The organism is Mycobacterium sp. E1386 (assembly GCF_001672745.1).
In the GTDB taxonomy this organism is placed as follows: Bacteria; Actinomycetota; Actinomycetes; order Mycobacteriales; family Mycobacteriaceae; genus Mycobacterium.
In genome coordinates this window covers 15,889-29,518 of record NZ_LZKH01000212.1, presented here as the reverse complement: position 1 = coordinate 29,518, position 13,630 = coordinate 15,889, and the positions used below count along the sequence as shown (strand labels likewise).

The window sequence follows — 13,630 nt, the reverse complement described above, 5'->3', positions numbered from 1 at the left end:
ACCCAGCGCCATGACCTTTGGCCTCCAAGCGTGTATGCATGTCGTGGTTTCCTTCCCGGGCTCCCTGGCGGCGGCTGGGCCACTCGTCTTGGTTTTGCGTTCCGTCTAGTCGGCACGTAGCGCGGGGCTAGGCTGCACCCTGCTTTCTCATGAACCCGGCGACATCTGCTCTTCGATGAGGGTGCCCGCGCGCGGGGTGAATCGTCATCACCCCAACCGTCTGCTCGCCCGGGTGATTAGCGCGCGGCGTTCCGAGATGGTCCTCACGCTGCCCCGATGCCGGTGCGGCAAGCGCCTCGCCACGGACGTAAGGTGGCCACGACGCCACGACCGACGCCCAGGAAAACATGACTTCTGCGGGCGGGAGCTGCCAAGGTCCAGTGGTGTAGCCGGATCTACTCGCCCCGGCGCATCTCAACCTCGATGACACGACGCGCGGCACCTGCAAGGTGCGAGCTGTGGCGGTCGTGTATGGCGGCGATCACGGTGGCGTGGGGCAGCTCCTGTCGTATCAGCCCAAGCATCCGTTGAGCGGTGCATGCGTCGAGACCCTCGGTCGGTTCGTCGAGCAGTAGCAGGCGGGGTCGCGCAACCACGGCGCGTAGGATCGCGAGGCGGCGCGCCTCGCCGCCGGACACGGCACGACCACCCTCGCCTAGCGCGGTGTCGGGCGTAAGCGCGCCGAGACCCGCGTCGTCGAGCAGTCGGCGGATCGCGGCGTCGTCCAGGTCGCTGTCGCCGAGTCTGAGGTTTTCTGCGACGGTTCCGCAGAACAGCGGCTCGTCGGCTGCGACCAGGACGACCGCGCGAACAGGCAGCTCGCATGCTGGCCGACCGTCGAGCAAGACGTCGCCAGTACGGTCCGAGATACGCCGAAGCAGAGTGCTTTTCCCTGAACCGGAACGACCTTGCAAGATAATGGTCTCGCCCGGTTGCGCCGATATGCCGGTGGCCGACATCTCGACGCGCACCCCCGCCGTCACGGCATCAGAAGGTGACGGCCGGTGGTCAACCTTCGCTGGTGCAGCCCGGGCGAGTCTGGTTGCCGCACTGGCCGATCCGGTCAGCTGCCGCAACTGGCGGTGCGTGTCTGCGAACAGATCCACCGTGGCGATGGACATCAACAAAATTAGCGTGGCTCTCGGCAGCGAAATTCCTGGCGTTGTCAGCACAGAAGCCGCGATGCCGAGTGTCGTCACCGCTTGGGCAATCGAGATGGCTGCCGCCGCCCAGCGGTCGAATCGATCAGCCATACAGCGCTTTACGGCCGCAGACGCGATCGAGACTGCGATGGTGCTGCGCACTTCGGCAATGGCGCCGAGGGCGACCAGTTCGTTGGCCGCTGCCGATGCCGCGATCAGCTGCGCTCGGGCCGCGCCGCGACTGCGGACAACCTCGGCGGCGAGGCGGCGTTGCCGCCGACCTGCGTGTGTTTCCGTGGCGACGATCGCCGCGGTTCCCGCCGCGAGGAGGGTACCAGCGAATGGACTGATCGCCGACAGGACGGTCGTGCTGACCGCTACCGTCACCACGTTCGCCGAAAGCGGCAGCACGGCTGCGGGCAATGCGTCGACCACCGCGTCACCGTCGGCCATTACCCGGTCGAGGATCTCACCGGATGCGAACCGCCGCTGCGCGGCGACCGGGAGCGCCGCGAGGTCGACGAAGACTTTGCGGCGCAACCGAATCAGCCACTCCAGACTGATCGAGTGAGCGCTGAGCCGCTCGCCGTAGCGGGCCAGGATCCGGGCAAGCGCGAATGTACGCACACCGCCGCTGGGCGCATAGACCGAGAACGCAGTTGTCGAACCGGCGATTGCACAGCTCGCAATCAATCCTCCCGACAACCCGAGCAAGCCGATTGTCGCGCCGGCGGCGATCAGCGACATTGTCGTCGTGGCTGCGATGCGGGCGAGGGTTTTACCGCCGAGCAGGCCCAGGTAGCCCCACAGCGCCGTCACGGCAGTACCGATTGCCATGCGTGGGTCAGCAGCAGTTGCCCATCGACGATCTCCCATTGCTGGTCGGCGATGGCAGCGAGTGCGGGTGAATGAGTGGCGATCAACACGGTGCGGCCGCGGGCCGCCTCGGCCAGCGTGTCGACCAGTGTGGCTTCACTTTCGGCGTCCAGGTGTGCGGTCGGCTCATCGAGTAACCACAAGCCTGCGTCGCGCAGCAAGGCGCGTGCTATGGCCACCCGCTGCGCCTCGCCGGCCGACACCCCCCAACCGCGTTCACCGATCGGGGCGTCCAACCCGGTAGGTAGCCGCGCGAGTAACGTGCCCAGCCCGGCCCGGGCGGCGGCGTCCCACAACGCTGCCGGGGCGGCATCGGCGTTGCCGAGCCGCAGATTGTCTGCCAGTGTCCCGGGCAGGATCACGGTTTGCTGCCCGATCCAGCTCGCCGTTCCCGGCTGGGGACGCCGGCCGTCGATTCGGACCACTCCGGATGCGGGTTGGATCAGCCCGGCTACCACTGCGAGCAGTGTCGATTTACCCGCACCGGAGCGGCCCCGCACCACCACGATGGTCCCGGCCGGGATGACCGCGTCCACGGAATCCAACACCTGTGCAGTCCCATAGCGCACACAGATGTCGGCCAATGTCACTCTTGGCGCCTGAGAAATCACGTTTGCTCTCGAGGGCAGCTGGGGCGGACTCAATTCGCCTAGTGCTTCGACTGCGGCGACCGCTTGTTCCCGAGCATGGTAGGCGGAACCGAGGTCCCGTAGTGGGGCGAAATAGGCCGGCGCCAGCATCAGCACGAACAGGGCCCGTCCGAAAGTCAAAGTGCCCGAACCGGGAATGTGGACGTATCCGAGCAGGGTGAAGCCGCAATAGATCGCGGTGATGGCGACGCCGAGGGTGATCACCAGGTCGAGCACCGCGCCGGCGACCAGTGCGCGGCGCAGCACCGTCATGGTCGCCTTGTTGAGGTGGCGTCCCGCTTCGGTGATCGACTGTTGCTGCGCGGGTATGGCGCCCAGGGTGCTCAGCGTAGGCAGACCACGAAAACGATCCAATAGTCGCGCGGACAGGACACGGATCGCGGCCAATTGGCGTGCCGCCGCGTCGTGGGTCGCCAGCGCGACCATCCGCACGTTGACGGGAATGATCGGCGTTGCGGCGGCCAGCAGCGCCGCCACCGGCCAATGCGCGACCGCAGTGGCGATCAGGATGACCGCGCAGCACCACGGCGCGGCGCGACGGGCCGGGGCGAAATGGGCGTGGTGCTCACCGATCTGCCGAGCTAGCTCGAGCGCGCGGTGGGCCGGCGCCGCCGGGTCCGAGATGCCGGCGCCGAGATCGCGGTCGAGGACCGCGTTGGCGATCACGGAAGCGACGGCCGCGCCACCGGCCTCGGCGTGACGGCGCGCCCACGTGTCGCATGCGACGCGGGCGATCGCGACGCCGAGAAAAAGCGCCGCTCCGGCCCATAACCCACCTCGCCCGTCGCCACGGTATACCGCAGCGACGACGACGCCAACAAAAGTTGCCCACTGCGACACCAAGAGTGCCGACGTCACGGTTTTGGCGAGGCTGGCCCGGTGAAAGTCGGCGTGGCCCGGCGCACCGAGTTGGTGCAGCCGAATGTGTTGGGCCTGCCGGGTTGCGGCCCCGGAGCCGCTACTCGGCATCGGTGTGCCGCAACTCGTCGCGCAACCACACCACGGCTCCGGCACTGACAATCAACACCAGCGCGACGAGGGTTATGGCTTCGCCGGCTGGGCTTTTGGCGAACACCCCGACGCTGACTGCGGCGATCAGCGTCCCGGCAACGATCCACATTAGGTTCGCGGCCCAGCGCAGCGTCGTCGGCCGCTGCTTGGGGTGCCGTCTGGGCCGAGCGGGGCTGTGGGCCGCGGTCGAGGCGACGCGGCGCGATCCGGCCAGGGCCGCCGTGGCCGACGGTTCGCGGTACTTGCCTCGGAAGACCCGATGCGTATACCAGTTGAAATACAGCAGCACCGGAAGACTGAGGATCGACGCGATCATCAGGAAATTCAGTGTGCCCGCCGGCGCCTTGGCTTGATCCACCGTGAGGCCGGGCGGCAGGGCAGTCGGGTAGTACAGCAATGCCAGTGCCACCAAGCCGAACCCTTCGGCCGCTACGATCCCGATGAGCGGACGTTCGTCAGGGCCGCGGCCGAACGCCGACAGCGATGTGGCGAGACCTGCCAGCGCCGCGACCGCGGCGATAACGGCGAGCCCGGTCGCCGCCGTACCCGCCGCACCGACGCGCACCGGCGTCCATGGCGCCAACAGCGTCGCGCAGGCGAGTGTGAGAAGGCCGGTGGCCAGGGTAAGCAGACGACCTAACGACGCAGCCCGGGCCCGCATGTCACCGGTGGTCTTCAGCTGCACGTACGCCGCGCCGGCGGCGCAGTACAGTACAACCGTCGTGACACCCGTCAGTACTGCGTATTTGGTCATGAAATCGAAAGTGCCACCGGAGAACTGGCCATTGGTGAAAGCTATACCGCTGAGCGCGCCGCCGATCGTTACGCCCTGTGCGAACGCCGCAACCAACGATCCCACGCCGAACGCCAAGCCCCACCCTCGGGGGACGCCGACGGTGTTGGACACCCTCTCGATTGCCGCGCCGCGGAACACCAGCGCCAGTAGCATCACGACGATCGGCACGTACAGCGCGGGCAGTGCGGCGCCGTAGGCGGTCGGCAGGCCCCCGAAAAGCGTTACCGCGAGCAGGATCAGCCATGTCTCGTTGCCGTCCCATGCTGTGGCGACCACCTCGATCAGCTGACGGCGGGTCTTGTCATCCCGTTCGGTGAGGGTCAGCATCCCGATGCCGAGGTCGTATCCGTCCAGCACCACATACATGCCCAGGCAGATCACGACCACCACGCAAAACCAAATCGTCGCGGCCATTACGCCTCCCCGGCGGCAACATCGTTGGCGATGGAGGCGGGAGCTGGTGGCTCGATCTCCAGATCGCGCGGGTCAGGACCCCGCCGCACGGTCCGCACCACATAGGTGATCCAGGTGCCGAACAGCGCCAGATACAGGACCAGGAAGGTGAAAAACGAGGCGAGGACTGCATGTGACGCGATAAGGGAGACGCCCTGATCGGTGCGCAGCAGCCCGTATACGACGTAGGGCTGGCGTCCTGTTTCGGCCGTCACCCAACCACCGATGATGGCAACGACACCCAGTGGTGTCAGCCACAGCATCAACCGGTGAAACCAGCGCGCCGCGAACAGCCGCCCACGCAGTCGCAGTACGACACCGGTGACGGCGGCGAACAGCATGACCGTGGCGGCGTAGAACATCACCCGGAATCCCCAGAACACCAACCAGCTATTGGGCTGTCGATCCCGGGGAACCTGGTGTTGGCCGGGCAACGGTGTGTGGCCAGACAGGTCGCCGCTGATTACGCTGCCCATCTTGGGGACGCTGATCTGCACCCGGTTGCGCTGATGTGGCTGGTCAGGGATCACAAGCAGGTTGTAACCGGTGTTGGTCGAGTCCCAATTACCCTCGAACGCAGCGAACTTCGCTAATTGGTGGTGCTCGTCCATGAAGCTCACTTTGTCGCCGTAGAAGAACTGGACAGGGATGAGCAGAGCGAGAACCCCGAGTGCGATGGAAAACGTGCGCCGAGCGAACTGGTCGTGGCGCCTGCGAGTGAGGTAGTAGGCGCCGATCCCGCCAACAAACAGGGCGGCCGAGATGATTACGGCCAACAGCATGTGGGGGAAGCGCAGTGAGAACGAGGGGTTGAAAATGATGGACGACCAGTTGTTGGGCACAAACCGGCCGTGGTCTGTGCGATAACCGTCCGGCGTTTGCATCCAGGAATTGGCGGCCAGGATCCAAAGGGTCGACAACACCGTGCCTAGTGCAACCATGCAGCACGACACCATCATCGTCCGGGGTTTGACTCGCCCGTCGCCATAAAGCATCACGCCGATGAATGCGGCTTCGACGAAGAACGCGCTCACCACCTCCATGCCGATGATCGGCCCCAGGATGGGTCCGGTGGCACTGGCGAAACGCCCCCAGTTCAAACCCAACTCGAATGTGATCACCGTTCCGCTGACCACCCCCAACCCGAAGCCGACGGCGAATATCCTTTTCCAGAAACGAAAGATTTGGAGATAGATAGCCTGACCCGTGCGAAGGTGCGCACCATAAACGACTGCCAAGAACACCGACAACCCGACGGTGATGGCCGGGAACGTCATGTGGAACACGATCGTGAGAACGAACTGCCATCGGGATACATCTAGCAGGGTTGGCGACACAACTCCCACCACCTTGAATCGAGTCCTCTTACCCGACAACATCTCTCGTCCGCGTGGCCGTTGATCGGATAGCCGGCGACGCAGTACCTGTGCGCGAAGGCCGAGGCCGTGACCGGAAACGGGCCAGCCGACACTTCCCGGCGGTCGACATCGCCCAGGCCTTGGTGAGATGGGTGATGATGCTGGCCCCGCGCGGGGTGAGTCGTCACCACCCGCACCACCGGTCCGCCCAGGTGATTCGCGTGAAGCGTTCTCAGACAGAACGATTCGTGACGGGCGGTGTCTGGTGTGGTGTCGCCTCGCCGAGTGCAACGGGTCATGCGACGACCCCGGCCAGGGTTGCATCGACGGCTAGGATCCCCAACACGGTCGGACCCCGGGCCCAGACTATTCGGATCGGTGACATGCGGCCGCCTAGTATCGATTGGGACGGAATCGACCCAGCGGCAGCTGCCTGGTGGCCACTGGTGATTGTGCGGTGAGGCAGACGTCTCCGAAATCGTGATGAAACGTAAAGGTGCACTGTCGGAATCGGTCTGCGACCTGAAACCGCACGGACACCACAAGATGGGTGCGCTCGACGCTACCGGTGGAGCGGATGACCATCCACGGATCACCGCTGAGCGTGTCCAATCGGACGGGGGTCGTGACCATCTCATAACTCCGTTGACCCGAGCCCGAGCCGGAGCCGGATCCGGAGGAGCTGGCGCCGACGATATCGACGCAACATTTGGCGATCAGAAGATCGATTTCCGACAGTGCCTTCGCGATGACCATGATCGACACGCTGCTCGCCCGACTCGCCCCCTTCGGTGCGGTCCTCACGAGTGCGGATGCACCCGTCAATACGACACCCTCAGCCATATCGGATCACGCCCTAGTACCGGCCTTCACCGATTCGGTTGCCACCACTGACAGGGAGTAGCCGGCGACCACAGCTCGTGAGCCTTCATCGGCATGATGTGTCAGCCCATTTGGCCAGCGCCGTCTGTCGGCGGGTTGGGTGTCCGCGTCCGCGAGCAGCCACAGTGCCAAACCGATGAGCGCAATGTCCAAGGTTCGAAGCCTTCGCCGGCCACCAGTCGGCGTGGCGGTGGCCTCATTTTGCGACATGCGGTCTCCCGTTCTGAATGTCTCGCTTCACCGCATGGCCGGTGTCGAACTGGCACTGCCTACGGTGGCGGCCGCAGTTGGTCGAGATGTTGATCCACGCGGTTGTCAGCGACCACTATGTCTACGCTGTGGGCGAGCTGTCGTCATCCGCGCCTGCAATTCACCCGGGTGAGACGGCGACGCGGAAGCGTGCCGTCGATGGCGGGATCCACGCTCGCGGCGGCGTCGACGGCGGATATCGATTAATGCTGCCTGCTCGGGGGTGAATCATCATCACCCCAACCGTCTGCTCGCCAGGTTGATCGACGAGAGGCATTCCCAGACATGATGGTTCGTCACCGACTGGATCCGGTGAGTGACGGCGCCACCTGAGAACTAACCCCGCGTCGACGAAACGGGTCAAACCGGGGCCGCCGTTGACAGTGGGGCGTCGGTAGGCGGATTAGAGCAGGCCGAGTTCGTGCGCCCGGCTGACCGCCGCGCCGCGGTGCTCGACCCCGAGCTTGCGGTACACGGCCCGCTGATGGGTCTTCACCGTATTGAGCGAGACGAATAGCCGCTCACCGATCTCGCGCCTGGATAACCGGGTGGCGAGCAGGCGGAGAACCTCAAGCTCCTTGGGAGTCAGCTCCTCAACGACGACGCACCCCTGGGTGCGCGAGGTCACCGCGACGCCCGCATGGCGCTTGGTCGGCGCGAGGAGCGACGCGGCGGCCCCAGCCCCCGAGCTGCCGCGCGCCAGGGTGTCGGCCTCTTCAAGGATGGCTTTGGCGGCCTGGTGGTCGCCGAGTTGCTCGGAGATCTTCGCCCTGATCGACAGCGCCTTCGCCACTTCGAGGATCGCTCCGCCTTGGCGCGCCGACATGACCGCCATGTCGGCGGGCGCCACCGCTGCATCCACGTCGCCGCGCATACGCAGGACCTCCGCCGTGGCGAGCGACACCATCACGTCCACAAAGTGTTCCGCATCCGCCAGGCCCCGCAAACTGCCGGAAGCGCGGCGGATCTGACGTTCGGCGTCTGCCAGCTGGCCACGCTCCGCCGAGATCAGCGCCAGATAGCCCAACGCGTAGCTGCGGGAGCGGCGATCGCCCACCTTTTCGGCCAGTTCCACGGCCTGGCGGAAGGCTGCTTGCGCCTCCTGGGTGCTGCCCGAAAGGTACAGTGCGGAGCCATAAATGCCGTATGCGATGGGTCGGCCGAGCGGCGCTTCGCCGAGATCGAGGGTGATCGCCCGGCGAGCCGTCTCGAGCGCGCCGGTGACGTCACCCGTCTTGTACGAGTGAACCGCGCGCAAGACGACGGCTTGAGCGCTGATGGCGAGGCGGTCCGGCATGTCGCCGGCCGATCCCGTCTCGGCTGCCTCGATCCACGCAGCGGCATCATCGAGTCGACCAACGCTTAGGGCAATCCAGGCGCGGGCCACGCTCAGCCGCGGGTCCTGGCGAACCGCCTCCTCGGGAAGCAGATCGAGCATCCCGGTTACCGTCGACGTGCCACCCCCGTTGAACTCGTCGACCCAGTCCGCGGCGATCAGATCGGCACTGCGCGCGATGTCACCACCGGCGGCCAGGTGGCGCACCGCCTCGTCGATGAGGCCTTCGGCCTCGAACCAGGCCGCAGCTCGCCGATGCAGATCAGCGACGAGATCCGGCTCGGTGCGGCGCAACTCGGTGCGCAGTAACTCGCCGAACAGGTGGTGATAGCGATACCAGTGACGCGACATGTCAAGCGGCACCACGAACAGATTTTCGCGCTCGATACGCTCCAAAACCGAGGCTGAGCCAGACGTTTGCAGCACCGCGTCGCACAGTGGACCGCTGAGTCGTCCTAACACCGACGTACGCAACAAAAAGCTCCGCAGGTGCGGTGGCTGACCGTCGAGCACCTCAGCCATCAAGTAGTCGACGATATGTCGGTTGTCGCCTGCAAACGTCGCGATGAACGCCGACGCATCGGTACGGCCGGCAAGCGAGAGGGCGGCAAGGTAAAGGCCGGCCGCCCAGCCCTCGGTGCGCCGGTGCAACAGCTGAACATCTGCCTGAGACAAGTCGAGCCCGAGGACATCGTTCAGCAGATAGTCCGCCTCACCGGCCCCGAAACGTAAATCCTCGGTTCGCACCTCGGCAAGATCGCCGCTGGCCCTCAGCCGAGCCAACGGCAACAACGGATCCGATCGGCTGGCCAACACCAGGTGGAGATTCGCTGGCGTCCGGCTGATAACGAATGTCAGCTGCTCGTGAACCGTTCGATTCACCACCAGGTGGTAGTCATCAAGAATTAGCACGATGGGGCGAGCGATCGTGTCCAGATCATTCAGCAGAGTGGGCAGAACGACCTGCACGGGGTCGGCGCCCATCGCTAGCAGTTCGACCGCGCGAATCCCCACCCCGGGACTGATCTGCTGCAGCGCGGCGACCACGTACATCCAAAACCACACCGGGTCGTTGTCGGAGGAATCAAGCGACAGCCAGCTGAACCGCTCGTCGTCGGCAGCACCGAGGGCCCACTGCGCCAACAATGTCGTCTTGCCCCAGCCCGCCGGCGCACTCAGCAGCGTCAACTTGCGACGACGTCCCGCCGACAAGGCGTCGAGCAAGGCGGTCCGGTGAACGAGCTGGCTCCCGATGGCCGGCACATGCAGCTTGGTGGCGAGCAGAACTGCCCTCGCGGCGGCTTCACCAAAGCCGTTGTCGTTAGGGCCATCTGAGACGATCATCGGCAAACCCCCAGAACTCCGCGAATCAATTGAGCCGAGCGTCCGGACGCCAACACTCGGCGTTGACACCTCCTGGGTGGATGCCGGCCTCCCCGATTCACTTTTCGTCTCTGCGGGATCGGGTGGGCTTGTTCTGCGCTGCGATCGCGGCGAACCTATTGAATCAGAGGCGTTGTCGGTGATTACCTCCGGCGCGCGTCCGCTTGGGTTGGCGGACCCACGGCCCGCCAACGGTTCGAGGATTTGCTCGCGAGCCGCGCTCACGCTGTGCACCCCCACGGCGTTCCTCCGCTCACGCATCGATCGATTGGATTGGCCGGCCCATCACAACGCCCGGCGCAGCAAGGTGGCGTCTCGCCATGAGCGCGCGTTCTCGTGCTCATGGTCGTCGGGACACCAACACGTACCCACTGACACCGAAGACCACGGGCAGCATGATCAACATTCCCAACAGAGTGCTCATCATCGTTCTCTCGATCCTCCCGTGTCGTCGCTCTCGGTTGCCGATTCCTGGCTGGATCGGCGGTGGCCGCGACGACTCCGGGCTCAATGACTACGTTGGCAGCGTGGCGCCCCCGCCACCATCGGCCAGCGGATGATGTTTAGGGCCCGGTCGGTGTAGGCCTAGCGACCTTGATATTTGACGGGTTGGTCAATCCGCGCGACGCATGAACTGCGTGAGTTGAGCGCGCGACGTGATGCCGAGCTTGGCAAAGGCGTTGTGCAGATGCGTTTTCACCGTGTGCGGGGAAAGGTGCAGTTGCTGGGCGACGGAGCGGTTGGTCGCGCCGTCGGCGATCAGGTTGACGACTTTGAGTTCGGAGTCGGTGAGGCTGTCCCAACCCGTTTTTGCCCGTGGGTGCGTGACGATGCGCCGTTCTAGCCCCAACCGGCGCAGCGCGCGGCCGACGCGCCGGGCATCGGCTATCGCTTCACACTCGATGTAGGTATCGAATGCCGCGTTCAGCTGGTCGAGTGCCTCAGCGTTGCGCTGCGCGCGACTCAGTTCGGTCCCGGCGTCCTCGGCGGCGCTGGCGTAGAGAAGTGGCCGCGTCGACGAGCGAAGTGAGTCCGCGGCGACCACCAAAGCCTGGGCGTCACGTTCGAGTATCCCGCGGGCGTACCCCGCCACCGCTGATAACAGCGGAACTGCCGGCTGCTCGCGCTCAAGCACCTCGACTGCCTGCAAGACGCGAGCGCGCAAACCGGCATCACCGGCGGCCGATGCCACTCGCGCACCCAAGACCAGCCGGATCAATGCGTGGGGGAAAAGCGGGGTGCCCAAAAGGATTACGTCGCCGAGCCAGCGCATCGCGTCGTGAACGTCGTCGCGCTGCCACGCCGCCCGCGTGAGCACGTACGCCGAGCCTCGCCGGATGCCGGGGGAGCCAGTGGAGTGCGCATCGCGCGCATCATTGGCCATTCTTTGCAACAAATCCCGGTCGTCGGTGTGAGCCGCCACCTCGGCGAGAACCACCGTGCGAAGCACGTCCTGCTCGGTCGCGCCTGTCGGCTGCGGGGGCGGCAGGGACTCCGTCGCGTCGCGCGCGGCCGACAGCCGGCCCGCAGCGAGGTGGACGAGCCCGCTGAAGACGGCCCAGCTGGCCAGCGCCATCTCGTTGCCCTCGCGGCTGGCCTGCTCGATGCCGTCGGCCACCTGGGCGGTCGCGTCGTCCAACCGGCCGACCACCGCGAGCAGGTTCGCGTTGTACATTCCGGCGTAGGCATGGGCTAACGCCGTGTCGTTCGTGTAAGGAAGCTGGCAGAGCCGTTGAAAGCGGTCCAGTGCGTGGGCCGTGTACCCCTCGCCCGCATCGAGCAACGCGATGGTGACGTCGGCCATGATCGTGGCCTCGAGGTCGCCGGTGGCTGCCGCGGCCGCGGCAGCCTCGTCGGCGGCTGCGCGCCGTTTCCCGCCTTCGTCGAAGACCAGGTTGTACGCCAGCCACGCCTGAAGCCGTGCCCGAGTGACGTCGCTGATGCCGCTCAACTCGAGCGCGCGCCGATTTTCCTCCACCCGCCGCTGGTCGGTGTGCTTGGTCTGCACCGGAAGCCGGAGGCGAATCTCGGCCTCGATTTCGGGCGACCCCGCCTCCGCGAGCGCCACGTCGGCCAATTCTTCGGCCTCGCGGTAGCGACTGGCTCGGTTGAGCCACCCCACCGTCTCGCCGACCAGCGATCCGCGCTCCGCGTCGTCGGCCGGTAACAGCTCCAACGCCCGCTTGGTCAGGTCCGCGGCCGCGCTCGCGTCGCCGCGACCCACCGATTGCGCGGCTTGGCGCAATGCGTCGATCGCCTCCCGGTCTCCCGGTTCGGCGCTGCGAGCCAGTTGGGCGGCCACCTCGGCCGGCGCGGCGCCCATCCCCAGCATGACCGACGCGGACTGGCGCTCCATCGCCCGCCGCAACGACTGTGGCAACGACTGCCGGGTCGCCTCGCGCAGCAAGTCGTGCCGAAACCTCAATCGCTCACCGTCTTCGACGAAAAGATCCGCCCGCACCGCCTCCTCCAACGCTGACAGTAACGACGCCGGCGACCGTTCCAGCATCGCGGCCAACAGCTCCACCGAAAACCGGTCCGGCAGCACCGCGGCCACCCGCACCGCCTCCGACGCAGTATCGGAGAGCAGGTCCAGTCGCTGCTGGATGCCGACGGCCAGACGCCGCGGCAGCCCCTGTCCGGTGGCCACCGCCCGCCCGCCGCTGATGTTCAGTCGGTCCTCCTCGCCCAGCCCTCCGACCAGTTCGCTGACCAGAAACGGATTTCCATGCGCCTTCGCGGCCAGATTCAGCAGCGACACATCGGCTTTGGCGCGCACCGCGTCTTGGACCATGTCGGCGACCGCTTCTGGGGTCATTGCTCCCAATCGCAAGACCGTGGCGTTCGCGCGTTGCAGCACCGACAAAGTCTCTTGTGCCGCGGGCCCGCCGGCGCCGGTGCGGGCAGTCAAGACCCATAACACCGCGGCATCCGGCCGCGCGGTGGCCAGCGACCGCAGCGCCAACAGCGTGCCGTTGTCGGCCCAGTGAATGTCCTCGAGCACAATCGCCAGCGGGGTTTGTGCCGCGGCCGCCTGAATCGCGTCGGCCAGGTCGTGCACAACCCAGTAGCGCAGATCGGCCGAGCCGCCTAGCTGCCGCAACGCCTGCGCGTCGCCTACCGGCGGGTCCGCGTTGAGCGTCGCCATGAACAGCGAGAAAAACGGCACCGTCTGCTGGTACTCGAATGCCTCCCCGAACAAGGTGCGTACTTCACGCTTGTCGGCCAGCACCAACACCTCGGTCAGCAACCGACTCTTTCCGATGCCGGGCGGCCCTTCGATGACCAGCACGCCCCCGCGCCCCTGAGCGACCGCCGCGATCAGGGCGTCAATCAGTTTCAGCTCGTCTTCGCGCCCCCGAATCGGCGGAATGACCATCCGCTGACCGCCGACATCGGAAAGGCCAGCTGGAACCTCCATCGGGTGTCCTGTTCACGCTCTACCTACTGCCACTGAAGTGGAGTCATTCTAGCCCGCCGCCGGCAGCCGTTCG

Annotated in this window: 7 protein-coding genes; all 7 read right to left on the bottom strand. The window is 66.0% G+C overall.

The annotated features are described in order from the left end of the window. Positions 1-395: 395 nt before the first annotated feature. Complete coding sequence (locus A5709_RS21685; protein ID WP_068122356.1) at positions 396-1,961, bottom strand: ATP-binding cassette domain-containing protein; 1,566 nt, start codon at positions 1,959-1,961, stop codon at positions 396-398. After that, positions 1,958-3,637: an ABC transporter ATP-binding protein/permease gene (locus A5709_RS21680; protein ID WP_068122352.1), complete on the bottom strand. Its 1,680-nt coding sequence runs from the start codon at positions 3,635-3,637 to the stop codon at positions 1,958-1,960. The genes A5709_RS21685 and A5709_RS21680 overlap by 4 nt, the downstream gene beginning before the upstream one ends. Continuing rightward, a complete protein-coding gene (cydB, locus tag A5709_RS21675) occupies positions 3,627-4,889 on the bottom strand; it encodes a cytochrome d ubiquinol oxidase subunit II (protein ID WP_068122350.1) in 1,263 nt (420 codons plus the stop codon). The genes A5709_RS21680 and cydB overlap by 11 nt, the downstream gene beginning before the upstream one ends. Beyond that, positions 4,889-6,307, bottom strand: coding sequence for a cytochrome ubiquinol oxidase subunit I (locus A5709_RS21670; RefSeq protein ID WP_082974330.1), 1,419 nt, complete (start codon positions 6,305-6,307; stop codon positions 4,889-4,891). The genes cydB and A5709_RS21670 overlap by 1 nt, the downstream gene beginning before the upstream one ends. Before the next feature lie 372 nt (positions 6,308-6,679). Beyond that, the gene (locus A5709_RS21665) at positions 6,680-7,042 is read right to left on the bottom strand and encodes a hypothetical protein (protein WP_068122345.1); all 363 of its coding nucleotides are present in this window, start codon (positions 7,040-7,042) and stop codon (positions 6,680-6,682) included. Between the two features lie 778 nt (positions 7,043-7,820). Then, complete coding sequence (locus A5709_RS21660) at positions 7,821-10,097, bottom strand: LuxR C-terminal-related transcriptional regulator (RefSeq protein ID WP_068122341.1); 2,277 nt, start codon at positions 10,095-10,097, stop codon at positions 7,821-7,823. A gap of 652 nt (positions 10,098-10,749) precedes the next feature. Continuing rightward, the gene (locus A5709_RS21655) at positions 10,750-13,515 is read right to left on the bottom strand and encodes a LuxR family transcriptional regulator (protein WP_231987037.1); all 2,766 of its coding nucleotides are present in this window, start codon (positions 13,513-13,515) and stop codon (positions 10,750-10,752) included. Positions 13,516-13,630: the final 115 nt, after the last annotated feature.